At 66.0% G+C, this 25,038-nt stretch carries 23 protein-coding genes and 1 tRNA gene; 7 read left to right on the top strand and 17 right to left on the bottom strand.

From position 1 onward, the window contains the following. Nucleotides 1-68: 68 nt before the first annotated feature. The 6 genes from AC1DKD_RS00305 to AC1DKD_RS00330 form a co-directional block, all read right to left on the bottom strand. Nucleotides 69-3,011: a ribonucleoside-diphosphate reductase subunit alpha gene (locus AC1DKD_RS00305; RefSeq protein WP_477142806.1), complete on the bottom strand. Its 2,943-nt coding sequence runs from the start codon at nucleotides 3,009-3,011 to the stop codon at nucleotides 69-71. Nucleotides 3,012-3,512: 501 nt separating this feature from the next. Then, nucleotides 3,513-4,130, bottom strand: coding sequence for a 1,6-anhydro-N-acetylmuramyl-L-alanine amidase AmpD (gene ampD, locus AC1DKD_RS00310; protein ID WP_441625582.1), 618 nt, complete (start codon nucleotides 4,128-4,130; stop codon nucleotides 3,513-3,515). Next, entirely contained in the window at nucleotides 4,123-5,832 is a 1,710-nt protein-coding gene (locus AC1DKD_RS00315; protein WP_441625584.1) for a sigma-54-dependent transcriptional regulator, read from the bottom strand. The genes ampD and AC1DKD_RS00315 overlap by 8 nt, the downstream gene beginning before the upstream one ends. A gap of 97 nt (nucleotides 5,833-5,929) precedes the next feature. Further along, nucleotides 5,930-7,999, bottom strand: coding sequence for a sensor histidine kinase (locus AC1DKD_RS00320; protein ID WP_441625586.1), 2,070 nt, complete (start codon nucleotides 7,997-7,999; stop codon nucleotides 5,930-5,932). Next, nucleotides 7,996-8,271, bottom strand: coding sequence for a PP0621 family protein (locus AC1DKD_RS00325; protein ID WP_441625588.1), 276 nt, complete (start codon nucleotides 8,269-8,271; stop codon nucleotides 7,996-7,998). The genes AC1DKD_RS00320 and AC1DKD_RS00325 overlap by 4 nt, the downstream gene beginning before the upstream one ends. 7 nt (nucleotides 8,272-8,278) lie before the next feature. After that, nucleotides 8,279-9,211, bottom strand: coding sequence for a cytochrome C assembly family protein (locus tag AC1DKD_RS00330; protein ID WP_441625590.1), 933 nt, complete (start codon nucleotides 9,209-9,211; stop codon nucleotides 8,279-8,281). A 103-nt stretch (nucleotides 9,212-9,314) separates the two neighbouring features. On the opposite strand from AC1DKD_RS00330, the gene ffh reads away from it, so the two are divergent. Further along, entirely contained in the window at nucleotides 9,315-10,709 is a 1,395-nt protein-coding gene (gene ffh / locus AC1DKD_RS00335; RefSeq protein WP_477142807.1) for a signal recognition particle protein, read from the top strand. A gap of 79 nt (nucleotides 10,710-10,788) precedes the next feature. Next, entirely contained in the window at nucleotides 10,789-11,331 is a 543-nt protein-coding gene (locus tag AC1DKD_RS00340) for a hypoxanthine-guanine phosphoribosyltransferase (protein WP_441625594.1), read from the top strand. Here the strand turns inward: AC1DKD_RS00340 and AC1DKD_RS00345 are convergent. The 6 genes from AC1DKD_RS00345 to AC1DKD_RS00370 form a co-directional block, all read right to left on the bottom strand. Beyond that, a complete protein-coding gene (locus AC1DKD_RS00345; RefSeq protein ID WP_441625596.1) occupies nucleotides 11,315-11,935 on the bottom strand; it encodes a LysE family translocator in 621 nt (206 codons plus the stop codon). The two genes, AC1DKD_RS00340 and AC1DKD_RS00345, sit on opposite strands and share 17 nt — an antisense overlap. Before the next feature lie 133 nt (nucleotides 11,936-12,068). After that, on the bottom strand, nucleotides 12,069-12,725 hold the full coding sequence (locus AC1DKD_RS00350) for a LysE family translocator (protein WP_441625598.1): 657 nt from the start codon (nucleotides 12,723-12,725) through the stop codon (nucleotides 12,069-12,071). An 84-nt stretch (nucleotides 12,726-12,809) separates the two neighbouring features. Beyond that, nucleotides 12,810-13,658 (bottom strand): helix-turn-helix domain-containing protein, encoded by an 849-nt coding sequence (locus tag AC1DKD_RS00355; RefSeq protein WP_441625600.1) that lies wholly within the window; start codon nucleotides 13,656-13,658, stop codon nucleotides 12,810-12,812. Continuing rightward, complete coding sequence (locus tag AC1DKD_RS00360) at nucleotides 13,658-14,620, bottom strand: 2OG-Fe(II) oxygenase (protein WP_441625602.1); 963 nt, start codon at nucleotides 14,618-14,620, stop codon at nucleotides 13,658-13,660. The genes AC1DKD_RS00355 and AC1DKD_RS00360 overlap by 1 nt, the downstream gene beginning before the upstream one ends. Beyond that, on the bottom strand, nucleotides 14,617-15,375 hold the full coding sequence (locus tag AC1DKD_RS00365; protein WP_477142808.1) for a lytic transglycosylase domain-containing protein: 759 nt from the start codon (nucleotides 15,373-15,375) through the stop codon (nucleotides 14,617-14,619). The genes AC1DKD_RS00360 and AC1DKD_RS00365 overlap by 4 nt, the downstream gene beginning before the upstream one ends. A 5-nt stretch (nucleotides 15,376-15,380) precedes the next feature. Further along, nucleotides 15,381-17,102: a proline--tRNA ligase gene (locus AC1DKD_RS00370; RefSeq protein ID WP_441625604.1), complete on the bottom strand. Its 1,722-nt coding sequence runs from the start codon at nucleotides 17,100-17,102 to the stop codon at nucleotides 15,381-15,383. Between the two features lie 184 nt (nucleotides 17,103-17,286). Here AC1DKD_RS00370 and AC1DKD_RS00375 point away from each other — a divergent pair, with 184 nt between their 5' ends. Together AC1DKD_RS00375 and AC1DKD_RS00380 are read left to right on the top strand one after the other, a co-directional pair. Further along, a complete protein-coding gene (locus tag AC1DKD_RS00375) occupies nucleotides 17,287-17,949 on the top strand; it encodes an RNA pyrophosphohydrolase (protein ID WP_477142809.1) in 663 nt (220 codons plus the stop codon). Next, nucleotides 17,942-18,577 carry a CNP1-like family protein gene (locus AC1DKD_RS00380; protein ID WP_441625606.1) on the top strand — a complete coding sequence of 212 codons (636 nt, stop codon included), beginning with the start codon at nucleotides 17,942-17,944 and terminating at the stop codon, nucleotides 18,575-18,577. The genes AC1DKD_RS00375 and AC1DKD_RS00380 overlap by 8 nt, the downstream gene beginning before the upstream one ends. Nucleotides 18,578-18,669: 92 nt before the next feature. Here the strand turns inward: AC1DKD_RS00380 and proB are convergent, their stop codons facing one another. From proB to rplU, 4 genes are all read right to left on the bottom strand, one after another. Next, nucleotides 18,670-19,788, bottom strand: coding sequence for a glutamate 5-kinase (gene proB / locus AC1DKD_RS00385; RefSeq protein WP_035875564.1), 1,119 nt, complete (start codon nucleotides 19,786-19,788; stop codon nucleotides 18,670-18,672). Nucleotides 19,789-19,880: 92 nt separating this feature from the next. Then, nucleotides 19,881-20,981 carry an Obg family GTPase CgtA gene (gene cgtA, locus AC1DKD_RS00390; protein ID WP_441625609.1) on the bottom strand — a complete coding sequence of 367 codons (1,101 nt, stop codon included), beginning with the start codon at nucleotides 20,979-20,981 and terminating at the stop codon, nucleotides 19,881-19,883. Between the two features lie 147 nt (nucleotides 20,982-21,128). Next, a complete protein-coding gene (gene rpmA, locus AC1DKD_RS00395; protein ID WP_035875569.1) occupies nucleotides 21,129-21,389 on the bottom strand; it encodes a 50S ribosomal protein L27 in 261 nt (86 codons plus the stop codon). Nucleotides 21,390-21,459: 70 nt separating this feature from the next. Continuing rightward, nucleotides 21,460-21,771 (bottom strand): 50S ribosomal protein L21, encoded by a 312-nt coding sequence (gene rplU, locus AC1DKD_RS00400; RefSeq protein WP_006576525.1) that lies wholly within the window; start codon nucleotides 21,769-21,771, stop codon nucleotides 21,460-21,462. 581 nt (nucleotides 21,772-22,352) lie between these two features. Between rplU and ispB the strand changes: the two genes are divergently transcribed. Beyond that, nucleotides 22,353-23,282 (top strand): octaprenyl diphosphate synthase, encoded by a 930-nt coding sequence (gene ispB / locus AC1DKD_RS00405; protein WP_051649341.1) that lies wholly within the window; start codon nucleotides 22,353-22,355, stop codon nucleotides 23,280-23,282. A 306-nt stretch (nucleotides 23,283-23,588) separates the two neighbouring features. Here ispB and AC1DKD_RS00410 read toward each other — a convergent pair whose 3' ends face one another. After that, entirely contained in the window at nucleotides 23,589-24,155 is a 567-nt protein-coding gene (locus tag AC1DKD_RS00410) for a hypothetical protein (RefSeq protein WP_477142810.1), read from the bottom strand. Between the two features lie 85 nt (nucleotides 24,156-24,240). On the opposite strand from AC1DKD_RS00410, the gene AC1DKD_RS00415 reads away from it, so the two are divergent. Beyond that, on the top strand, nucleotides 24,241-24,588 hold the full coding sequence (locus AC1DKD_RS00415) for a transcriptional regulator (RefSeq protein WP_035875574.1): 348 nt from the start codon (nucleotides 24,241-24,243) through the stop codon (nucleotides 24,586-24,588). A 151-nt stretch (nucleotides 24,589-24,739) separates the two neighbouring features. Beyond that, a tRNA-Pro gene (locus tag AC1DKD_RS00420) sits at nucleotides 24,740-24,816 on the top strand. The last annotated feature ends 222 nt before the right edge of the window (nucleotides 24,817-25,038 follow it).

Consider the following 25,038-nt stretch of genomic DNA (forward strand, 5'->3'; position numbering starts at 1 on the left):
TGGAATGCTTTGGTTTGCCGTGGCCCTCGCCGCGCAGCGGCGCGGCGAGGGGGCCGGCAGGTAATGACTTACTGGCAGGCTTCGCACTCGTCGAAGCCAGCGTCGCCCGGGCGCATCGTGCAGACCGCGCCCTCGGCTTCCGGCATGGCCGGTGCGGAGGCGGCGGCCTGGTCGATACCGGCGGCGCCGATGCCACCGTCGCTACCCGACGACACGGCATTCAGCGAGCCGCGCGACACCGTGGATTTCTCCACGTGGGTGGCTGCCATCGTGCGCAGGTAGTACGTAGTCTTCAGGCCGCGCAGCCAGGCCAGCTTGTAGGTGTCGTCCAGCTTCTTGCCCGAGGCGCCGGCCATGTAGATGTTCAGGGACTGAGCCTGGTCGATCCACTTCTGGCGGCGGCTGGCGGCTTCCACCAGCCAGCTCGGCTCGACTTCGAAGGCCGTTGCGTAGATATCGCGCAGGTCTTGCGGGATGCGGTCGATGCGGGCCAGCTTGCCGTCGAAATACTTCAGGTCGGCGACCATCACTTCGTCCCACAGGCCGCGCGCCTTCAGGTCGCGCACCAGGTAGTCGTTGACCACCGTGAACTCGCCCGACAGGTTGGACTTGACGTACAGGTTCTGGAAGGTCGGTTCGATGCAGGCCGACACGCCGATGATGTTCGAGATCGTTGCCGTCGGCGCGATCGCGATGCAGTTCGAGTTGCGCATGCCGTGCTGCTTGATGCGCGCACGCAGGCTGTCCCAGTCCATGGTCGAGGAGTGATCCACTTCCAGGTAGCCGCCGCGCTCTTCGGCCAGCAGCTTGAGCGAGTCCTGCGGCAGGATGCCGCGATCCCACAGCGAGCCTTCATAGGTGCTGTAGCGGCCGCGTTCCTCGGCCAGCTCGCTGGAGGCGCGGTAGGCGTAGTAGCACACCGCTTCCATCGAGGTGTCGGCGAACTGCACGGCGGCGTCGCTGGCGTACGGCAGGCGCAGCATGTGCAGGCAGTCCTGGAAGCCCATGATGCCCATGCCGACCGGACGGTGGCGCAGGTTGGAGTTGCGGGCCTTCTCCACGGCGTAGTAGTTGATGTCGATCACGTTGTCGAGCATGCGCATCGCGGTGCGGATGGTCTTCTCGAGCTTGGCGTGGTCGAGCACCTGGGTGCCGTCGGCCTGCTGCTTCAGGTGGGCAACCAGGTTCACCGAACCCAGGTTGCACACGGCGATTTCGCTGTCGTTGGTGTTGAGCGTGATTTCCGTGCACAGGTTGGAGCTGTGCACCACGCCCACGTGCTGCTGCGGGCTGCGRATGTTGCAAGGATCCTTGAAGGTGATCCAGGGATGGCCGGTCTCGAACAGCATGCCCAGCATCTTGCGCCACAGCTGCATGGCGGGAACCTTCTTGAACAGCTTCAGCTCGCCATTGGCGGCCTTGGCTTCATAGCCCAGGTAAGCGGTCTCGAAGGCCTTGCCGACCAGGTCGTGCAGGTCCGGGCAGGTGGCGGGCGAGAACAGGGTCCACTCGCCGCCTTCCATCACGCGCTTCATGAACAGGTCGGGAATCCAGTTCGCCGTGTTCATGTCGTGGGTGCGGCGGCGGTCGTCGCCGGTGTTCTTGCGCAGCTCGAGGAATTCCTCGATGTCCAGGTGCCAGGTTTCCAGGTAGGCGCAGACCGCGCCCTTGCGCTTGCCGCCCTGGTTGACCGCCACGGCGGTGTCGTTTACCACCTTCAGGAACGGCACCACGCCTTGCGACTTGCCGTTGGTGCCCTTGATGTGCGAGCCGAGGGCGCGCACATTGGTCCAGTCGTTGCCCAGGCCGCCGGCGAACTTCGACAGCAGCGCGTTTTCCTTCAGCGCTTCGTAGATGCCTTCCAGGTCGTCCGACACGGTGGTCAGGTAGCACGACGACAGCTGCGAGCGGCGGGTACCCGAGTTGAACAGGGTCGGCGTGGACGACATGAAGTCGAACGACGACAGCAGCTGGTAGAACTCGATGGCGCGTGCTTCGCGGTCCTTCTCGCCCAGTGCCAGGCCCATCGCCACGCGCATGAAGAATGYCTGCGGCATTTCGATGCGGGTTTCGTCGATGTGCAGGAAGTAGCGGTCGTACAGGGTCTGCAGGCCCAGGTAGTTGAACTGGAAGTCGCGCTGGGCGTCCAGTGCGGCGCCCAGGCGGGCCAGGTCATAGGTGGCCAGCTTTTCGTCCAGCAGCTCGGCTTCGATGCCGCGGGCGATGAACTTGGGGAAGTATTCGGCGTAGCGCGACACCATTTCGGTCTGGGTGACTTCGGCTCCCAGGATTTCCTTGCGGATGGTGTGCAGCAGGATACGCGCGGTGACCTGGCTGTAGGCCGGGTCCTTCTCGATCAGGGTACGCGCGGCCAGGATGGCGGAGTCGTAGACCTGGGTCATCGGCACGCCGTCGTACAGGTTCTTCAGCGTTTCCTTCAGGATCGGCTCGGCGCTCACGGCGTCGCCAAGGCCCGAGCAGGCATTGTCGATCAGGCCGTGCAGCGCGTTCAGGTCCAGCACGCGGGCCACGCCGCCATCGGTCACGTTGAACGTGACGCCGCCTTCCTGCACGCGGGCGACTGCCTGGGCATTGGCCTGGGCGCGCTCCTGGGTGCGCTTTTCACGGTACAGCACATAGGAGCGGGCCACTTCATGCTCGCCCGAGCGCATCAGCGCCAGTTCCACGTGATCCTGCACGTCCTCGATATGGAAGGTGCCGCCGTTGGGGCGGCTGCGCAGCAGGGCGCGGACCACGTTCTGGGTCACTTGCTCGACCACTTCGCGCACACGCGCCGAAGCGGCACCCTGCCCGCCGTTGACGGCGAGGAAGGCCTTCGTCACCGCCACCGAGATCTTGCTCGGCTCGAACGCCACAACGGCACCGTTGCGGCGGATGATCTTGTAATCCTGGTAGCTGCCAGCGCCGGCAGTAGCGGGGCTCGACTGCGCGTTCGCTGCTGCACCGGCGGCGGCGGCGCCGGTGGAAATGTCGTTCTGGGCTGTCTGCATGAGGAACTCCTGTTCTGACCCGTGTTTTATGAGTGACAAAGAGTCCCGGGCAAAATGCGCAAAAAGGCTCTGACACGCCGGCCGGTCTTACCCGGGAGGGCGCGCTGCTTTGCTGGATTCTGCTGGGACTCTTGTGATGCGCCGGCCCTTCGGCGGACCGCAGCCATTGCTGCGGCGGAAACTGCACACCTAGGCCGGCTCCCCGAAAGCACCACTAGATCTAGTGGTCGATGCGAAAAACTGGACTAAGTATAGTGAAATGGGGCGGATTCACCAGTCTTGACAAGCGCTTTTTTGGCGCGATTTCTGGTGCGGGCGCAGCATGCGGCGCTGCGCCAAACCCGCCAACCCAAGCGACTCAAGGGATCCCGCCCGACGGTGCGTTACCGCACTGTGACGCGAAATTTTTTTGATTGAGCTGGCCACTCCGATAGGCGCGGACTTTATCAGGGTTTTCCCCAGATTCACGCTATCCCCCAGGCCCCGCAATTGAGGCTTGCTTCAAGGCTGGTCTTTGCGGTAAGGCAACTGCCCCGGAGCCACGCCAGCAGCGGCGGCAAAGCCGGCCCAGTCGAAATGCGGGCCAGGATCGGTCTTGCGTCCGGGTGCGATATCGCTGTGCCCCGCCACCGCGCGCACCGGATAAGCGCCGAGCAGGGCACGCACCAGCGCGGAGGTGGTGTGGTATTGGGCCAACGCGAAAGGCTGGTCGTCGCTGCCTTCAATTTCGATGCCGATGGAAAAGTCATTGCAACGCGGCCGCCCGAAGAACTCGGATTGGCCGGCATGCCAGGCCCGGTCCAGGCAGGAAACGAACTGGACCAGTTCGCCCTCCCGCGTCACCAGGAAATGCGCCGAAACCCGCACCTGATGGATCGTCGCGAAGAAAGGATGGCGGGACGGGTCGAGGCGGTTCTGGAAGAAGGCCTCGATATCGCCGCTGCCGAACTGGCCCGGCGGCAGGCTGATATTGTGGATCACCACCAGGTCGACCGGCATGTGCGCGGGCCGGGCGTCGAAGTTGGGCGACGGAACGCGGCGCGCCGCGGGCACCCAGCCGGCCGGATCCGGGTGGAATCCAGGCCCGGGCGCGATCTTGCCGTTGTCGTGCTCAGGCATCGCGCTCTCCATCGGCGGCCAGCAGCCCACCCATCGGGCCGTCGCGCATCGCTTCGCTGGCGTCGGCACCGTCGGCCGCGTCGTCGCGGCCCTCGCGGATGCCAAGTTGCTGGATGCGGTAGCGCAATTGCCGGAAACTCAGGCCCAGCAGCGGCGCGGCGGCGGTGCGATTGAAACCGGTCTGCTGCAGCGCCTGCAGGATCAGGTCGCGCTCAAGCGCTTCCAGGCGGCCGGTCAGGTCGATCGGGAAGGTCGCGCGGCAAGCCGCTCCCTCCCCATCGCCCAGGCTTGGCGCCGCTGGCTGCGAAAGCGCAGCCGCGTGCGCGCCGGATCGGGATTCCGGCGGCGCTTCATGCTGGAGATCCGGCCTGAGACCGGACGGCGCTGCCGGCACAGCAGGCAGCGGCGGTGGCGCGCCGGCCCCTGGGTAGGCGACAGGCGCCGCCCAGGGCGCCGCGTCCGCCGAAGACACAGAGGCAGGCGGGCGCGGCAAGGCCGAATACCCCGTGCCCGCGTCCAGCGGGCCAAGGTCGTCCACCTCGATGGTTTCGCCTTCCGCGAAGGCGTAGGCCCGCTCCAGCAGGTTCTCCAGTTCGCGCACGTTGCCGGGGAACGAATAGTCGGACAGGCGTTGCAGCGCGGCCGCCGAAAGCCGCTTGGGATGGGGATCGCCGTAGCGCACCGCCAGGTGCTCCAGGATGGCGCCCGCCAGCACCGGGATATCTTCGTGCCGTTCGCGCAGCGTCGGCACGCGCAGCGCCAGCACGTTGAGCCGGTAGAACAGATCCTGGCGGAACTGGCCGGACGCGACCATCGCGGAGAGATCCTTGTGGCTGGCGCACAGCACCCGTACATCCACGCTCTCTTCGCGGCTCGCGCCGATCTTGCGCACGCGCCGCTCCTGCAGCACGCGCAGCAGCTTGACCTGCATCGCCAGCGGCAGATCGGCCACTTCGTCGAGCAGCAGCGTGCCGCCGTTGGCGGCCTGGAAGAAACCGCCGCGCTCGGCGTCGGCGCCCGTGAAGGCTCCCTTCACATGGCCGAAGAACTCCGATTCCATCAGGGTTTCGGGGATGGCGCCGCAATTGACCGCGATAAAGGGATGCGCGGCGCGCGCGCTCACCGCGTGAATGGCGCGCGCGGCGCGCTCCTTGCCGCTGCCGGACTCGCCGCTGATCACGATCGGCGCCATGCTGCGCGCCAGCCGGGACAGCGAGCGGCGCACCTCATGCATGGCCGGCGAATGGCCAGGCAGCAGGCTGGCCGCGCGGTCCGCGCTCTCCCGCACAACCGCGCCGGCACCCTCGGCGCCGTCACGCTGCTGGCGTCCCAGCGCATTGAGGATCAGGCTGCGCAACTGGTCCAGCGAGACCGGCTTGGCGATGTAGTCGAACGCGCCGGCCTTGAGCGCCTCCACGGCGTTGTCGGCGCTGCCATAGGCTGTGATCACGGCGACCGGCACCCGTTCCGGCGCACTCGAGAGCTGGCGCACGATATCGATGCCAAGCCCGTCGCCGAGCCGCATGTCGGTCAGCACCAGGCTATAGCGGCGCGCGGCTAGCTGCTGGCGCGCCTCCGCCAGCGAGCCAGCCAGCACCACGTCGTGGCCCATGCGGCGGATCGAGATATCGAGCAGTTCTCGCAGGTCGGCCTCGTCGTCGATGACGAGAATCGGATCGGGGCCTGGCGTCTTGAGGAGCATGGGTCTGCGTCTGGCGGTCTGGCGAAGTGGAATTGGTGCATTGGCGCGCGGCGGCCTGGCTGACGGCCTGGCGAACCGTTCGCGGCGGCAGCGCGGCTCAGCCGCCCGCGTTGTCCGGCGCGTCGATGCGCAGGGTCAGGACAAAGGCCTTGGCCGGCAGTGTATCGCGTGCCGCGGGCGCCAGCATGCCGGTCTGCGCCAGCAGCGCGTCAAGTGAAATCGTACCGTAGCGTACCTGGGCGTCGTTGGCGCCGCATAGCTCGCGCGCCATGAACAGGCCCAGGCCGGTGCCCTGGGCGTTGCTGGTAAAGAATGGCTCGAACAGCGTGCGCTGGTGCTCGCGCGACACCTCGACGCCATCGTTCCAGATGATCAGCTCGACGTGGTGCTGGTCCAGCGCGTGGGCCAGCAGCCGGATCGCGCCGGGCAGGCGGCTGCAATAGCGCCAGGCGTTGTCGAGCAGGTTGCCAAGGACCTGCTGCAGCTGCGACGGATCGAAGATGACCGGGCGCGCTACATCCACCGTGAGCCGCACCGCATTGGCGTTGATCTCCGCCGGCCGCGGCACGCGCCGCGCGCCGACCGGATCGTCGTTGACGGAGCGCGAGCGCATCTCCAGCCGCCAGCGGCTGATGATCTCGGGCAGGGCCTGGTTCAGGTCCACGGCAGAGCGCTCGGTGCGCGGGCGGCGCGACATCTGCAGCACGTCCGACACCACCTGGTCGAGCCGGCGCACATTGTCGTGGATGATGCGCAGCAGCCGGGCATCCACATCGCCTTCGGGCCGCCCCGCCTCGCCGGGACGCACGCCCCGGCGGCTGGTCTCGGCCAGCAGTTCGCTGGCCTGGCTGATGGCCGCCAGCGGATTGCGGATCTGGTGCGCCACGCTCGCCACCAGCCGCCCCATGGCGGCCAGTTTTTCCTGTTGCACCTGCTCGGCGATGCGTTCCCAGCTCTCGATGTGCACCAGCACCGTATCGCGCATCTCGCTGCGCAGCAGGGCCTCGTCCTCCGGGCGCCAGGCCATGGCCTCGCTCTGCGCGATGGCCAGGCGCAGCCGCGCCGCCGCCTCGGGCGACAGGTCGTTCCAGGTGCCGGTGTTCATGGCGCTCTGCGCCCCGAGCGAGACCGACAGCGAGGATGCAAAGGTCGAGCGCAGGCTGGCCAGCCCCGGCAGCAGGAAGCGCAGCCGCAGCCGCGTATGCAGGATGGGGCCCCGGCCCGAGGAGGGCCGCGAAGGCAGCGGCAGCAATTGCAGGATGCGCGGCGCGTCATCCTTGCTGCGCACCCAGTCGCGCAGCATCTCCATCAGCGGCTGCAGGCGGGGAATCTGGCGCAGGTCGAACAGCGCGTCGCGCCCGGTAGCCGGCGTGGACGTCTGCTTGCCCCGTTCGGCGGGCTGCACGCCCAACAGCACCACCGCGGCCGGGTTGGCCGCCACCACCACGCCGTTGGCGCGCAGCAGCATCACGCCATCCTGCATGTCGTTGACCATCAGCCGGTTGACCAGCTGCTGCAGGCGCAGCTCCTGCTCGCGCGCCAGCGCCAGCCGCTCCTGCGCAAGCTGGCGGTTGGCCAGCAGGTACATCAGCGAGGCCGCGATCATGAAGACCAGGCCATACAAACCCGAGCCCAGCAGGCCAGTGTCCGCCTGGCGCAGCAGCAGGGTCTGCGCGAAGGGGGCGCTCATCACCACCAGCGCCGAGACCGCCGCGGTGAATAGCGCGAACAACAGGCTGGTGAGCGCGCCGGCCTGCAGCGCCGGCAGCAGGAAGATCATGGCCAATCCCTCGCCGCGGTGGCCCTGCGCGAGAAAAATCAGGCCCAGCAGGACAAGGTCGGCCAGCACCTGGAAGCGCACCCGCAGATGAAAACCGCGGCGCCACCACAGCGTCGCGATCACCATCGCCAGCGCCACCCCGGCATACGGCACGGCCAGCGGCAGCGCGGCCAGGCCGTTGCCCAACCCCTGCGCGACCCGCTCGGTATCGCCGCGCTGCGCCGGCAGCCAGGCGTAACCCAGCAGCAGCACGGCCACCGCCAGCCGCGTCCAGCTGAAATAGCGCAGCAGGCGCCAGTGGAATTCGGGAGGCTCCAACTGGCGCCACAGTGCGGTGACGGCGCGCCAGGCATTCAGGCGGGACCAGAACGAGATGCTACCGTTCATGCGGCCGGGCTGTCCGGATCGCTGTCGGCAGGCAGGTGGGCGCGCCGGCAGTAGTGCAGGCCGCGATAGGCGATCGCTTCGCCCAGCGGCAGGTGCACGCCGCATTGCGCGCACTGCACCATGGGTTCCTGCGCGGGCTGGGTGCGGCCTTGCGACCCTTGCGCGGAACCATGCCGGGCGGCGCGATCCTCCCGCTGGCGCGCCTCGGCGCGCTGGCGAAGCCACCAGAAGAAGCCCAGCACCACGGCCAGGACCAGGAAGATGCGTGCCATGCCGGCCTCAGAGTCGGTGCAGGATGACTTCGATGACGAAGCGGCTGCCGACATAGGCCAGCAGCAAGATGCCGAAGGATGCGATCACCCAGCGCAGCGCGGTGCGCCCGCGCCAGCCATAAAAGGTACGTCCGGCCAGGATGCCGGCGAACATCGCCCACGACAGCAGCGCGAAGACGGTCTTGTGATCGAGCCGGAAGGCCCGTCCGAACAGTTGCTCGGAGAACAGCAGGCCCGACAGGATCGTCAGCGTCAGCAGCACGAAGCCGGCGCCGATCAGGCGGAACAGCAGTTTTTCGAGCGTCAGCAACGGCGGCAGCAGGTCCAGCCAGCGGCCTATCCATTGCGCCGGCTCGCTGGCCTGGCCGATCTGGGGCGAGCGGTTGAAACCGTGCAGGCGGCGTTCAGCCAGCAGCATCAGGAAAGCATGGAAGGCTGCCAGCGTGAACAGGCCGTAGGCCACGTTGGCGATGATGAAGTGCAGCTTGAACAACGGCCGCGCCGCATAGCCCAGGATCTGCGCACCGGGAAAGGCCAGCGGCATCAGGCTGGCCAGCATCGCCACCGGGATCACGATCAGGCCGAGACCGGCCAGYGAGAAGAAGAAGCTCTCGATCCAGTAGATGCCCACGCCCAGCCACAACATGGCCGACAGCGCGAAGGCAAAGCCGAACACCATGCGGTCGGCCGGGAAGATGGTTTCGTGCAGCAGCAGGCCGTGGCTGGCCACCGCGGCCAGCATCAGCACATGCCACCAGGCCGGGCGGTCCTCGCCGCGTCCGCCGGCGCCCCCGCCGCCCTGCAGCAACACGGTGGTCGCCGCGCCCCCGATGGCGCCGCCGGCGCCGGCAGCCGATAGCTGCGGGTTGCGCGTCGCCCAGCCGTGATAGGCCAGGCCGCAATAGAGAAGTGCCGTCAAGGCATACAGTACAATGGCCATTTGCACAGTTTACCTTAGCGCCCCGTCCCGGTGGCGCCCCGCTTGAGCCGGGTCCCGAGCCCGCATCAAGCCTCGATCAAGCCCTATCCCCCGGACTTCTGCCATGCTGGACAATCTCACTCAACGCCTGGCGCGGGTCGTAAAGACCATGCGCGGCGAGGCTCGCCTGACCGAAGCCAATACCGCCGAAATGCTGCGCGAGGTGCGCCTGGCCATGCTGGAGGCCGACGTCGCCCTGCCCGTGGTGCGCGAATTCATCGCCCGCGTGAAGGAAAAGGCACTCGGCGAAGACGTGGTGTCCAGCCTGACGCCGGGCCAGGCGCTTGTTGGCGTGGTGCAGCGCGAGCTGACCGCCGTCATCGGTGGCGAGGAAAGCCTGGCCGCCGGCGACAAGAGCGGCGAGCTGAACCTCGCGGTGCAGCCGCCCGCCATCATCCTGATGGCCGGCCTGCAGGGTGCGGGCAAGACCACCACCGTGGGCAAGCTGGCCAAGTGGCTCAAGGAAAACAAGAAGAAGAAAGTGCTGACGGTGTCGTGCGACGTGTACCGGCCCGCCGCCATCGCCCAGCTCAAGACCGTGTCCGAGCAGGTCGGCGCCGATTTCTTCCCCTCCGAGCCGGACCAGAAGCCGGTGGACATCGCCCGCGCGGCGGTTGACTGGGCCCGCAAGCATTATCACGACGTGCTGATCGTCGATACGGCAGGCCGCCTGGGTATCGACGAAGCGATGATGCAGGAAATCGCCGCTCTCCACGCCGAGATCAAGCCGGTCGAAACCCTGTTCGTGGTCGACGCCATGCTGGGCCAGGACGCGGTCAACACCGCGCGTGCCTTCCATGACGCGCTGCCGCTGACCGGCGTGGTGCTGACCAAGCTGGACGGCGATGCGCGCGGCGGTGCCGCGCTGTCGGTGCGCCACATCACCGGGCGCCCGATCAAGTTCGTCGGCGTTGGCGAAAAGCTCGATGGCCTGGAGCCCTTCTACCCCGATCGCATGGCCCAGCGGATCCTGGGCATGGGCGACATCCTCGCCCTGGTCGAGGAAGCCCAGCGCGGCGTGGACATGGAAGCCGCCGAGAAGCTGGCCAAGAAGATCAAGAAGACGGGCGACTTCGACCTCGAAGACTTCAAGGCCCAGATCGGCCAGATGAAGAAGATGGGCGGCCTGGGCAGCCTGGTGGACAAGCTGCCGGCSCAGTTCGCCCAGCARGCSCAGGGCGCCAAYATGGACSWGGCCGARAAGYMGGTGCGCCGCATGGARGGCATCAYCAACAGCATGACCGCCGCCGAACGCGCCAAGCCGGAACTGATCAAGGCCAGCCGCAAGCRCCGCATCGCCACCGGCGCCGGCGTGCCGGTGCAGGAAGTCAACCGCCTGCTCAATCAGTTCGACCAGATGCAGAGCATGATGAAGAAGCTCAAGGGCGGCGGCATGATGAAGATGATGCGCTCGATGGGCGCGATGAAGGGCGGCATGAAGGGACTCTTCAACCGCTAAGCCATCCGGCGTGGCGGCGCCCTTTCCCGGCGCCGCCGTTTCACCCGCAAAAGATCAAGACAGAGACAGGATCCACATCATGATGACCGTCGAACAGGCCCGCGAACTGTGGGCCAACTCCGAGGAAATCGTCAGCGCGCAAGCCGTCCAGGAATCGCTGGACCGCATGGCCGGCGAGATCACGGAAAAGATGGGCGACACCTTCCCGCTGGTGCTGTCGGTAATGGGCGGCGCGGTGGTCTTCACCGGCATGCTGCTGCCCAAGCTGGCCTTCCCGCTGGAATTCGACTACATCCACCTCTCGCGCTACAACAACAAGACGGTGGGCGGCGAGATGCAATGGCGCGTCGCGCCGCGCGAGTCGGTCAAGGGCCGTACGGTGCTGGTGCTGGACGACATCCTGGATGAAGGCGAAACCATGGCCGCCATCCGCCAGCGCATCATGGACATGGGCGCCACCGCCGTCTACGCAGCCGTGCTGTGCGAGAAGGTGTTGCAGAAACCCAAACCCATGCACCCGGATTTCTGCGGCTTCACTGTGCCGGAACGCTATGTATTCGGTTGCGGCATGGACGCCCACGGCTACTGGCGCAACCTGCCCGCCATCAGGGCCTTGCGCTAAGGATCGGCCACAGCGAGGCCAGCAGCAACAGCGCCATCGCCACGTTGAACAGGCGCAGCACCCGCGGCTGCGCCAGCCAGCGCCGCAAGGCCGATCCGAACACCGCCCACATCGCCACGCTGGGCAGGTTGATCACGGCGAACAACCCCGAGAGCAGCAACACATTCAGCCAGACATTGCCGTGCAGCACGTAGGTGCTGCACGCGCCCACCGCCATCACCCACGCCTTGGGGTTGACCCACTGGAACGCGGCCGCAGCCAGGAATCCCATGGGCTTGCCCACCTCCTGGTCCTGCACGCCGCCCGACGTCGCCAGCTTCCATGCCAGCCAGGTGAGATAGAGCGCAGCCACGACGCGAAGTACCTGCCAGGTCCACGGCAATGCCGCGAACAGCGATCCCAGGCCGAGTCCGACCACCGCGACCATCAAGCCGAAACCGGCGCTGATGCCCAGCACATGGGGCACGGTGCGGGCGAAACCGAAGTTCACGCCCGAGGCCAGCACCATGGTGTTGTTGGGGCCCGGCGTGATCGAGGACACAAGGGCGAACGCGCAGAACGCGGCAAACACGCCGGATCCGGCGACAAGCTGGGGCACGGCCATGACTGACTCCATCGCATGCAAAAGGGAATGATGGCAGTCTAGCCACGGGGAACAGTACAGTACCGGTACAGTTAACCAGAAAACTGGCAATACGCCTTTGCGTGTCGCCAATGGCACCCCGCATCGGGCTGCTTCACGGGTTCGCCGCATTGACTGCCACGGCCAGCGCGATGCCCCAGAGGATGACACCGGTGGCACGTTCGACACCGCGCACCGAGCGGGCAAAACACGCCCGCACCAGCGGATGGCGCACRCCCCAGGCCACCAGGACGTCCCAGCCGAACACCATGGCGAACATCCAGGCACCGTAGCCAAGCTGGACCGGCAGCGGCGTGCGCGTGCCAGCCAGTACGGAAAACAGGCTGGCGTAGAACAATGCATTCTTGGGGTTGAGCACCGCGGAGAGAAAGCCGGTGGCGAGTTGCGCCGCGTAGGCGGCGTGGCCGGCGCCATGCGCCTGCGGGCCGTCAGCGCCCGGCATCCGCGTCTCGCCGCGGGCGCTCAGCAACCGCCAGCCGAGCCAGGCCAGGTACAGGCAGCCGGCCCACTGCAACACCGCGAACACGCCCTGGCTGGTACGCGTGGCGGCCAGGCCCGCAATGGCGAGGCCGATGAACACGCCATTGCCGAGCGCAATGCCCAGGCATACCGCGCTGGCACGTCCCACGCCATGCACCAGCGCGCTGCGCACCACCAGGAAGAAATCGGGGCCCGGACTGAGCAGCGCGAGAAAGTGCGCGCCCGCCACCATGGCAAATTGGCCGAAGCCGGAATCGAGGGGAAAGTCCACGCCAGTCCTTTCGTGTCTTGTGATGGGCACGAAGTGTGGGCTGCGAGGTAGTGGCGCGTATTGGAGAAAATTGCGTGCGGAGGCTCAGCCGGCGCGGCGCTGGTAGCCGCGCGGCGTCAGCGCGACACGCTGCTTGAACGCGCGCTGGAAATGGCTCTGGTCGGAAAAGCCCAGCGCCTGGGCGATCTCGGCGGGCGCCCCGCCCGCCCGCAGCAACTGGCGCGCATGGTTGATGCGTTGGTCCAGCTGATAGGCATGCGGCGTCATGCCGACCTCGGCGCGGAAGGCACGGATCAGCTGGTAGCGGCTCATGCCGGCGCCGCGCGCCAGTTCGGCCAGCGGCAGCGTTTCCGCGTGGCGCGCCTGCAGGATCGCCACAAGGCCAGCCAGGCGAGCCTCGGGCGTGCCGGGCGGGCGCGGCGCGCGCACCGCCTGGCGCCGGTCGGCGCAGCCGAACAGCGCAGCGACGAAGCCAGCCAGCATGGATTCCTTTTGCGCGATGGAAGCCGCGGAGAACAGCACATGGTTGAGGCGGCACAGGCCGGCATAGGTGTCGGCCGCGCTGGTGACGCGCACCCGTGCCAGCGCCGCCGGCAACGCCTGCCCGGCGCCGCGCGCCTCCACCACCGCGCCGGCCCAGGCCTGGTCCAGGTGCAACATCTGGTAGCTCCAGCGCCCATCCGGCTCCGGGTTGCAGGCGTGCACCTGGCCTGCCGGAATCACGACCACATCGCCTGCAGCGAGCCGCACCGACTCGGTTTCCGTACTGAATATGCTGTGGCCGCCATCGACGGCGCCGATCGACAGGGTGGGATGGGTATGCGGCAGGTAGGCGGCGCCGCTGTCGCTGGCGCGGCGGCTTTCGACATAGGGCATGGCCGGATCGAACCAGTAACAGGCCTGCTCCGTGCCGGCGCGGCCGCAGCGGCGCATCACTCGCTCCGGTACGGCCGCTCGCGCAGCCATTTGGTGGCGATCCATTTCTCGCCCGCCCCGACCGGCAGGCCGGCGTGCAGCGTGCGCTCATCCAGCGAGCCGTCGGACTTGCGATAGCTGAAATAGACGGCATTGCCCTTGACCGGCGCCACCTCCAGGCCAAGCTTGGGAAAAGCGGTGGCACCGCCGGCTGCCGGGCTGTTCAGGTAGATCACCAGGGTGGCCACACGTTGCCCGCCCACCCTTAGTTGCCGCGCCTCCCCGGGCCGCTGGGGATTGAAATAGTCGTAATGCGGCTGGTACTCGCCGCCAGGCTTGTAGTTGAGGATCTGCAAGCCCTCGCCGCGATCCGCCGCAATCCCCGTCACCGCGGCGATGCAGTCCTCGATGCGCTCGATCAGCGGATGCTCGCCAACCTGGAACATCGCGCCCAGGCTGGTGCGCGCTTCGATCAGGTTCTCGTCGCCGGTATCGGGGTTGATCACCGGCGAACGCGCCAGGCGACCGCGCGCCAGCTCCACCAGGCCATCGCACTCGGCATCGGTCAGCAAATGCTGAAACAGGGTGACGCGCGGCGCCGCGAGAGTAAACAGGATGGGAATCTCGCGCCCGGCATGATGGGCCGCGTTGCGCCCGGGCTGCGCGCCGGCCTGGCCCTTGCCGCCGGCACATTCGCCAGCATTGCCGGCGGGCTTGTCGATGCCAAGCTCGGCCGCCATCTCCGCGGCGGTGTCGGCTGCGGTCCCGCGCGCCTCTGCCCTCGCCGCGACAGCCAGCGCAGCAGCCACGGTGGCCTGTGCGAAGGCTTGGTCGTAGCCCGACTGACACATCGACTGCACCAGCGCCTCGGCGCCGAAGCCCTGCCCGATATGGCGCCGCAGCCAGCGCTCCAGGTCCGCGGAGGAACTGGTGTAGCCCGCCTTGCCGGTGCTACCGGGCGTGCCGGGTGTATTGCTCATGAGGGGTTGGCCAGGCGCTGCGGCGAGAATGGATTGCGCGACGGCGCTTCGGGCGGCAGCACGCGGCTGCGGGTGGCCGTGCCCGTTTCGGGATCGCCGGCCACGGTAACGGTGGCTTCGGAGTATTGCCAGCGCTTCCAGGCCGCCAGCACTGCGTTGGGGTAGTCGGGGCGGCCCCGGCTGCCGTTGTAGCGGCCCAGCGCCAGGAACAGGTCGCCCTGCTCGCGGTCGAGATAGTGCCGCAGGATGGTACAGCCGTAGCGCAGGTTGCTCTGCAGGTGGAACAGCTTGCGAGAGTCGCCATCGCCGATGCTGCGCACCCAGAATGGCATCACCTGCATCAGCCCGCGGGCGCCGGCCGAGCTGATCGCGTACTTGCGAAAGTTGCTCTCGACCTGCACCAGACCGAGCACCAGCGCCGGTTCCAGCCCGGCGCGCTTGGCTTCGTAGTAGGCGGTCTCGATCAGTTCGATGCGCACCTGCGGCTCCGGGATACGCCCCGCGAGCCGGTGCGACATCTCCTCCAGCCACTTGATATACGCCAGCTGTTCGCCACCGGTGGCGAACGCCGGGCGCAGGGGACGGCTATCCGCGATAGCCGCGGCAAGCGCGCCGCGCACCGAATCCGCCAGGTCCTCCTCCTTTTGCGCCCYCGCGTGCGCGGCGGCGCTCAACGCCAGCAGYAAGCCGGCGCCGGCCCGCGCCAGGCGCAGGCGGCGGTCCGGGGTCAGGTCCTGCAGGCGCGGGAGGCGCATGGCGTTCAGGCGGACAGCAGTCCGCGCACGTGGGCAACCACGTCCGCGACCGGCAGTTGGGTCGCTTCGGCGTCGCGGCGGCCCTGGTATTCGACCCGGCCTTCCTTCAGGCCGCGGTCGCCTACCACCACGCGGTGCGGCACGCCGATCAGCTCCCAGTCGGCGAACATGGCGCCGGGTCGCTCGCCGCGATCGTCCAGGATCACGTCGACGCCGGCCGCCAGCAGTTCTGCATGGATACGGTCGGCTTCGGCCTTGACGGCCTCGGAGCGGTCGTAGCCAACCGGGCAGATCACCACCGCGAACGGGGCGATCGCCGCCGGCCAGATAATGCCGCGCTCGTCGAAGTTCTGCTCGATGGCGGCGCCCAGGATACGGGTCACGCCAATGCCGTAGCAGCCCATCTGCATGGGCTGGGTCTTGCCGTTCTCATCCAGGAACGTGGCGCTCATCGACTCCGAGTAGCGCGTGCCGAGCATGAACACGTGACCGACCTCGATGCCACGGCAGATTTCCAGCGTGCCCTTGCCGTCCGGCGAGGCATCGCCCGCCACCACGTTGCGCAGGTCGGCCACSACCGGCTCGGGCAGGTCGCGGCCCCAGTTSACGCCTGTCAGGTGGTAATCCTTTTCGTTGGCGCCGCAGACGAAGTCGCTCATATTGGCCACGGTACGGTCAGCCACCACCTTGACGGGCTTCCTGGTGTTGATCGGCCCGAGGTAGCCAGGGGGCGTGCCGAAGGTCTCGACGATCTCCGACTCGGTGGCAAAGCGGAACTCGGCCAGGCCGGCCACCTTGGTGGCCTTGATCTCATTGAGCTCGTGATCGCCGCGCAGCAGCAGCAGCCAGATCTGCGAACCGGCCTCGCTGTCGGTGGCCAGCACGATCGACTTGACCGTGCGCGCCAGCGGAATGCCAAGCAGTTCGGCCACTTGCTCGCACTTGGCCTTGCCCGGGGTGGGCGTATTGACCATGTCTTCGGCCGGCGTGGCGCGCTGCGCCAGCAGCGGCAGGGCTTCGGCCGCTTCCATGTTGGCGGCGTAGTCCGAGGTGGGGCAATAGACGACGGCGTCTTCGCCGGTATCGGCGATCACATGGAACTCGTGCGAGCCGGAGCCGCCGATGGCGCCGTTATCCGCCGCCACGGCACGGAATTCCAGGCCAAAGCGCTGGAAGATGCGCACGTAGGCGTTGAACATCTTGTCGTAGGAGACCTTCAGCCCCGCCGCGTCGCGGTCGAAGGAGTAGGCGTCCTTCATGGTGAATTCGCGCCCGCGCATGATGCCGAAGCGCGGCCGGCGTTCGTCGCGGAACTTGGTCTGGATCTGGTAGAAGTTGACCGGCAGCTGCTTGTAGCTGCGGATTTCGCTGCGGGCGATATCCGTCACCACCTCTTCGGAGGTGGGCTGCACGGCAAAATCGCGCTCGTTGCGATCCTTCAGGCGCAGCAGTTCCGGGCCCATCTTGTCCCAGCGGCCGGTTTCCTGCCACAGCTCGGCCGGCTGGATCACCGGCATCGACAGCTCGACCGCGCCGGCGCGGTTCATTTCCTCGCGCACGATGGCCTCCACCTTGCGGATCACCCGCAGGCCCACCGGCATGTAGTTATAGATGCCCGCGCCGAGCTTCTTGATCATGCCGGCGCGCATCATCAGTTTGTGCGACACGATTTCCGCGTCGGAGGGGGCTTCCTTGAGGGTGGAAATGAAGAATTGCGAGGCTTTCATCCGTTGCTTTCTCGTGAGGCCATGCCCGCCCCGGCGGGTTCCGGGTGCGGGATGGCGCGAATCCATTGCGCGTGCGCCTGATGCGGCGCTTTCTGCTCGGGGAAAACCAGCACCCCGTTGCACAAAGCCCCATTACGCGCTTCCTTTATAATCGACGTAATTCTAAAGGATTCGAGGTGCAGTCATGCTCGATCGTGAAGGCTTTCGCCCGAACGTCGGCATCATCCTCATCAACGCACGGAACGAGGTGTTCTGGGGCAAGCGTATCGGCGAACATTCGTGGCAGTTTCCGCAAGGCGGCATCAAATACGGCGAAACGCCGGAACAGGCGATGTACCGCGAGCTACATGAAGAAGTCGGTCTGCTGCCCGAGCATGTCAGGATTGTTGGTCGCACGCGCGACTGGCTGCGTTATGWGGTGCCGGACAAGTTCATCCGCCGCGAAATCCGCGGCCATTACAGGGGACAGAAGCAGATTTGGTTCCTGTTGCGCATGGCGGGCCGCGATTGCGACATCCGCCTGCGTGCTACCGACCACCCGGAGTTCGATGCCTGGCGCTGGAGCCATTACTGGGTCCCGCTCGATGCTGTCATCGAGTTCAAGCGCGACGTCTATCAACTGGCGCTGACCGAGCTGTCCCGCTTCCTGCAGCGCAATACCCGCGCGCCGCTGAGCCCTTACGGCACGCATGGCCGGCACGGCTCCGCGCGCTCCGGTTATGCCCGCGGGGGGCTGGACGAGCATCCCGACAGCGTGCCGGCCCTGGCGCATCAGGACCTGGCCCGCGATCCGGGCCCAACTTCGCCGGCCGAACCGGCGTCCACAGAACGGAGTACCGATGATTGAATTCGCCGGCCGCGGCTTGCGCCCGAGCCTGCCTGCCGCCTGCTTGCTGGCGGCAACCCTTTGCCTCGGGCTGGTTGGCTGCGCCAGCAAGCCCACGCCGCAGCCGCAGCCGCAGCCAGCGGATGAGGCCGAGAACTACACGCCGCCGAAGAAGGAATGGAGCATACTCGACCCCTTCGCCCCGAAGGACTTCAAGGAAGTCGAGGTCCCGCTGCCGGCATTGCCGCGCGATGCGGACCTGATCACGTTCGAGGTCAGCCCCGCAGGCAACTTCAATTTCGCGGTGGACGCAAAGTCGGTGTCCGTGGGCGCGGATGGCGCGGTGCGCTATACCGCGGTCGTTACAGGTGCAAGCGGCATGCGCAACGTCAGCTTTGAAGCCGTGCGCTGTGACACGTTCCAGCGCAAGATGTACGCCACCTTGCCCAAGGGGGCGACCGACTGGGTGCGCAACCGCAGCGACGACCGCGAAGGCTGGACCCAGCTGGCCGGTATCTCGCGCAACAACTACGCTGGCACGCTGGCCAAGGATTTCATGTGCGAGGGCCGCGGGGCGGCCGGCACGGCACAGGAGATCGTCAGGGACTTGCGTGGCGAGGCGCCGCGCAAGAGCGCGATCCAGCGCTGAGAACGCATGCGGCGCGGTAGTAGGGCGCCGTATCAAACACAAAGGGCTGCCTGGGCAGCCCTTTGTGTTTGTTGCCGCGCGCTTCGCGCCATTCAGACCAGCACGAGATTGTCCCGGTGGATCAGTTCGTGCTCATTCTGGTGGCCCAGCACACGTTCGATCTCGGACGACGGCTTGCGCGCGATCAGCTTTGCCTCTGAACTGGAATAGTTGGTGATGCCGCGAGCCACCTCATGCCCGGCGGCGTCGATGCAGGCGATGACTTCGCCGCGCGCAAACTCGCCCTGCACTTCCACCACGCCGATCGGCAACAGGGACTTGCCGCCGCTGGTGAGTTTGTCGACCGCGCCAGCGTCGATCACCACCCGCCCGCGCAGTTGCAGGTGATCCGCCATCCACTGCTTGCGCGCGGTAAGACGTCCGGTCGGTGCCAGCAATTGCGTGCCGATGCCTTCACCGCCAGCCAGCCGTTCGAGCACATTGGCTTCGCGTCCCGACGCGATCACGGTGTGCGCGCCCGACTTGGCGGCGCGCTTGGCGGCCAGGATCTTGGTCAGCATGCCGCCGCGCCCGATCGACGTGCCGGCGCCGCCGGCCATGGCTTCCAGCTCCAGCGCGCCGGCCAGCGCCTCATCCACGAATTCGGCCTGGGGATTGCTGCGCGGATCGGCGGTATAGAGGCCACGCTGGTCGGTCAGGATCACCAGCGCATCGCCTTCGATCAGATTGGTGACCAGGGCGCCCAGAGTGTCGTTGTCGCCGAACTTGATTTCGTCGGTGACCACGGTGTCGTTCTCGTTGATGATGGGCACGACGCCTAGCGACAGCAGGGTCAGCAGGGTCGAGCGCGCATTGAGGTAGCGCTCGCGGTCAGCCAGGTCGGCGTGGGTCAGCAGGACCTGGGCGGTGCGGATGCCGTAGCGGCCGAACTGGCTCTCGTAGACCTGGGCCAAGCCCATCTGGCCCACCGCGGCGGCGGCCTGCAATTCGTGGATTTCCTTGGGGCGCCGTACCCAGCCCAGCCGCTGCATGCCCTCGGCAATGGCGCCAGAGCTGACCAGCACGACTTCCTTGCCGGCCATGCGCAGCTTGGCGATCTGCGCCGCCCAGCGGGCGATGGCCTCGTGATCGAGACCCTTGCCGTCGTTGGTCACCAGGCTGGACCCAACCTTGACGACGATACGTTTTGCCTGGGCGATGACCGATTGCATGGAGAGAATCCTGTCTGCTGGGTACTGTCGTTTTTTGGCGGGCGAGCGCATCGTCTCGCCCTGGTGCCGGGCTGCCTGTCTGGCCCCCCGGCTTAGTTCTGCTCGCCGCCGGACTGGTCAACGTTGTGCAGCCGCTCATCCAGGCGGATGTCCGGCTCCGCCAGCGCGGCCACTTCCTCGGCCTTGATCGCGGCCAGGTGATCCTTGATCGCGTAGATCAGTTCGCGGCAACCTTCGCCGGTCAGGGCGGAGATGCGGAACACCGGGCCCTTCCACTTGTAGCGCTTGACGAAGTCCTTGACGCGCGCCTCGCGCTCTTCGTCAGGCACCACGTCCAGCTTGTTGAGCACCAGCCAGCGCGGTTTTTCGTAAAGGCTTTCGTCGTACTTCTTCAGCTCGTTGACGATGGCGCGGGCTTCGGCCACCGGGTCCACGCTTTCGTCGAACGGCGCCAGGTCGACGATATGCAGCAGCAGCCCCGTGCGCTGCAAGTGGCGCAGGAACTGGTGGCCCAGCCCGGCGCCTTCCGCCGCGCCCTCGATCAAGCCGGGGATGTCAGCCACCACGAAGGACTGCTCGTGATCGACCCGCACCACGCCCAGGTTGGGATGCAGCGTGGTGAAGGGGTAGTCCGCCACCTTCGGGCGCGCATTGGAGATGTGCGAGATAAAGGTCGACTTGCCGGCATTGGGCATGCCCAGCAGGCCCACGTCGGCCAGCACCTTCAGCTCCAGCTTGATCATGCGGCGCTCGCCGGGCTTGCCGTCCACCTGCTGGCGCGGCGCGCGGTTGGTACTGGACTTGAAGTGCAGGTTGCCCCAGCCGCCCAGGCCACCCTGGGCCAGGCAGACGCTCTGGCCATGCTCGGTCAGGTCGGCGATCAGGTCGCCGGAATCCATGTCCAGGATCTGCGTGCCGACCGGCATGCGCAGCTTCACGTCCTCGCCGCCCGCGCCGTAGCAGTCGGCGCCGCGGCCGTTCTCGCCGTTGCGCGCCACATGCTTCTTGGCATAGCGGAAGTCAATCAGGGTATTGATGTTGCGGTCTGCCACCGCATAGACGCTGCCGCCGTCGCCGCCGTCGCCACCGTCCGGGCCACCGAAGGGCACAAATTTCTCGCGCCGCATCGATGCGCTGCCATTGCCGCCGTTGCCGGCGATGACTTCAATTCTGGCTTCGTCGATGAACTTCATGATGACCTTCCGTGGTGGAGCGGCCGCAGCGCGTGCCCGGCCAGGATGGCGGGGCCGCGCGCTCGGCGGATGGCGACACTGATATTGTCGCCAGAAACGAAAAAGCCCCGCAAGTACTGCGGGGCCTTCATGCTGCAAAGGCTGTGATCAGACTGCCGGAACGACGCTGACCTGCTGCTTCTTGGCAGCGCCCTTGACGGCGAACTGCACGTGACCGTCGACCAGGGCAAAGAGGGTGTGATCCTTGCCAATGCCAACGTTCTCGCCCGGGTGCACGCGGGTACCGCGCTGACGCACGATGATGCTGCCGGCGTTAATGGCCTGGCCACCAAACACCTTGACGCCCAGACGCTTCGATTCGGAATCGCGGCCGTTCCGTGTGGAACCGCCGCCCTTTTTCTGTGCCATGACTAACTCCTGTCGCTTTACTTTACCTAGTTACGCTTGAATTCGATTTCGATGAGGACTGAGCGCGGGCTCAGGCAACGATCGCTTCGATGCGCAGCTCGGTGTAATTTTGACGATGGCCTTGACGCTTTTGATAGTGCTTGCGACGGCGCATCTTGAAGATCTTCACCTTATCGTGACGACCTTGGGAGATAACGGTAGCCTTGACGGAAGCCCCGCTAACCAGCGGCGTACCAAACTTGATTTGGTCGCCTGCGCCCACTGCGAGCACCTGGTCGAGCGTGATTTCTGCGCCAATGTCTGCCGGTATCTGTTCTACTTTAAGTTTTTCGCCAGCAGCAACCTTATATTGCTTGCCGCCGGTTTTTACGACCGCGTACATTGTCGAACCTCTCGATGTGAAATAAAACGCCGAAAACCAACGCCGGCGCGCCCTTGCGTCCGTTTCATCCCGCCGCCGCCGATCCTGGGATCAGCCGCAAGCTAGGAAAACAGACAAGCCGGACGGCCCAATTGGCCCGGTTATCTCCCGCCAGCGCACCCGCAGACAACACAAAGCGGCCGGAGGAAACCCACGATTCTATACCAAAGCCAGGAAAAGTACAAAGAAAACAGACACATAGCCTGCCCGGCGGCGTCCGGCGCCGCCTGAGGCACTTCTCCGCCCGCCTGGGTCAGATCAGGTCCGCCAGCAAAAAACCGGCCAGGGCGGCGAAAGCTGCCCACAGCGCAGTGCGGCGCAAGCGGCGGCTTGAGGAGGAATGTTGCTGGGTCATGCCCGCATTATAGGTTGCCCCAGCGGCCGCGGCCGCGCTCTTCCTGGCAAGGCTGCGACACCGCTGCACCCTCCGTTTGGGGGACATACATACACCCGCATCGCTTATAATCGGCGGGTTTTGCGTAACGGTGAACATCTTGTCCCAGTCTTCCGCCACTGCCTTGCTTGCCCCGGTCGCTGCCGACATGCGCGCCGTTGATTCGGTTATCCGCCAGCGCCTCGCATCGGAGGTGCCACTGATCGAGCAGATCGGCGAGTACATCATCAGCGCGGGCGGCAAGCGCCTGCGCCCGGTGATCCTGCTACTGTCCGCGCGGGCCTTCGGCTACGACGGCAACCGGCACCACGACCTGGCCGCGGTGGTCGAGTTCATCCACACCGCCACCCTGCTGCACGACGACGTGGTCGACGAATCGGAGCTGCGGCGCGGCCGTCAGACCGCCAACGCGGTATTCGGCAACGCCGCCAGCGTGCTGGTAGGCGACTTCCTCTAYTCGCGCGCCTTCCAGATGATGGTCGACGCCGGCAGCATGCGCATCATGGAGATCCTCTCCAATGCCACCAATGTGATCGCCGAAGGCGAGGTCCTGCAACTGCTGAACATGCACGACCCCGACGTCACGGTGGAGCGCTACCTGCAGGTGATCCGCTACAAGACCGCCAAGCTGTTCGAGGCGTCTGCCCAGTTGGGCGCCGTGCTGGCCGGCGTCGACGCCGCCACCGAGGAAGCCGCCGCGGAGTATGGCCGGCGCATCGGTACCGCCTTCCAACTGATCGACGACATGCTGGATTACACCGCCAGCGCCGAGCAGATGGGCAAGAACGCCGGCGACGACCTGCGCGAAGGCAAGCCGACCCTGCCGTTGCTGCATCTGCTCGAGCACGGTACCGCCGAACAGCGTGCGCTGGCCCGCGAGGCCATCGTGCAAGGCGGCACCGAGCATTTCGATGCCGTGTTCGCGGCAATCCACGCCTGCGGCGCACTGGAGGTCACCTTCCAGGCAGCGCAGCGCGAAGCCGATGCGGCGGAAAAAGCGGCCCGGCAGTTCCCCGACTCCCCCTTGAAGCAAACGCTGATCGAGCTGTGCGCGTTTTCGCTGCAACGGCTGTCCTGATACCGTAGCGCGAACAGCGCGCGGCGGCCCGCAAGGGAGCGGCGGCCCGGCCGCTCGCTCCGTTCGGCAAGAAAGGCCGCCGCGCTGAGGATGCACCTGACGACAGTACTCTCCTGCCCTAGATGCTGATGGCCCACCGTTGTGCGCCGTTAACAAATCAAGCAAACCCAACATCTGGCACTTGCACCTGATTCTCGCACTGCCCCGCAGCGTAGCTAGCGCCGGAAAAGAATCCGGCAGGGGAGGTGCGAAAGCGGAATCAGGGATATTGCTTTCGCGTCGCCTAACATCTGGCCCTGTTTGCCCCTATTTGCCCGCCATCTGCATCAGAGTCTTGCGCGTAGGCATCAACAACAGGAGCCCCTTGATCGCGTAGATCACGATCAAAGTTCCACTCAGATCCCCTGCGAACATGACCAGAAAGCCTTGCACAAGATTGCTGCTATCGCCATGCAGGGCGAACCAGATATGGTGCAACAGCGGGCTAGCGACGGCATACGCAACAACGCAGAGCAATAGCCGCTTCGGCGTCAGATTGGTAAGCGACGCGCGCAGGCCGAAAATTTGCTGCGCAAGCCGATAGACCAGGTAGGGGGCGACTGTTGCCACGATGCCGCCCATGAATGCCCTGCTGAAGTCGTTCGGGAAAAAGTAGAAGAAGCTAAYCAGCCACGATACGAGCAGCAACCCGATCGCACCAGCTTCTCCGAACAGCAGCGTGCACAAGAGCCGCATGCCAGCGGGCAGATAAACCCAGTTGATGCCGGGCACGAATTCCAGGTTGCGGAACAACCATTCGTTGAGCACCAACATCAGGATGAACATCACGATTGTCGTGATGACCATGCCGAGTTGCAGGCGTAGGTTTGACATTGGCGTAGAATTCCGCGGTGGTGAGTGGATGATAGCTGATCCGCGAACAGCACAAGTGCAGCCCCTCGCTTCTGGGGACGAATTCATGACCCGACCCGCTGATATCTACCTGCGATTCTTGCAGCTTGCCGAAGCGTTGCGAGGCCTGCCTGCGTTACCGGCCCTGGACCCGCTCGAGGAACGCATTCTCGAACTGGTAGCGCGGGCAAGCCAGACGCAAGAACGCTTATCCGTCAGGGACATGATGGCCAATAGCGATCTGGGGTCGCCCGCGACCCTGCACGCCCGCCTGAAGTCCATGCGCAAGAAGGGCTGGATCACGCTGTCGGATACGGAAGATGCGCGGCGCAAGCAGGTGGAACTGACGCAGGCCGCACTTCGCCATTTCGACAAGCTTTCCGAGTGCCTGGTAAAGGCAACGTCTGGCAAATAGGCGCGCTTTTTCAGCGTCTATCCCGATGCCATACTGCCCAACTGCGAGAGTCGGCACGTACAAGCGCTCGCCCTCTTCCATTCTGAAAAAAAGGCTGCTACACTTGTGTGCTTTCGCGCTGCAGCAACTTTCTGGCGCTGAAAATAACAAACGGGGTGTAGCTTAGCCTGGTAGAGCGCTACGTTCGGGACGTAGAGGCCGGAGGTTCGAATCCTCTCACCCCGACCAGTTTCACGGTCCCCGAGACCGTACAAAAAAGGCCGCACAGCAATGTGCGGCCTTTTTTCATTTGCGCGCGCGCCACCGCTCCGGCCGAATCCCACCTCTTGCTCGTCCCCCCGCGCAAGTAGGGTTGCGCCCGTGTCGCGCAAACGCCAATACCCCTCCCGGCTCGCCTTTACAAAAAGTGACCCCGGCGGCAAACTGCCCCGATTCGGGGTCTTTCGGCCG

The sequence above is a fragment of the Cupriavidus sp. 05T313 genome (assembly GCF_056396665.1).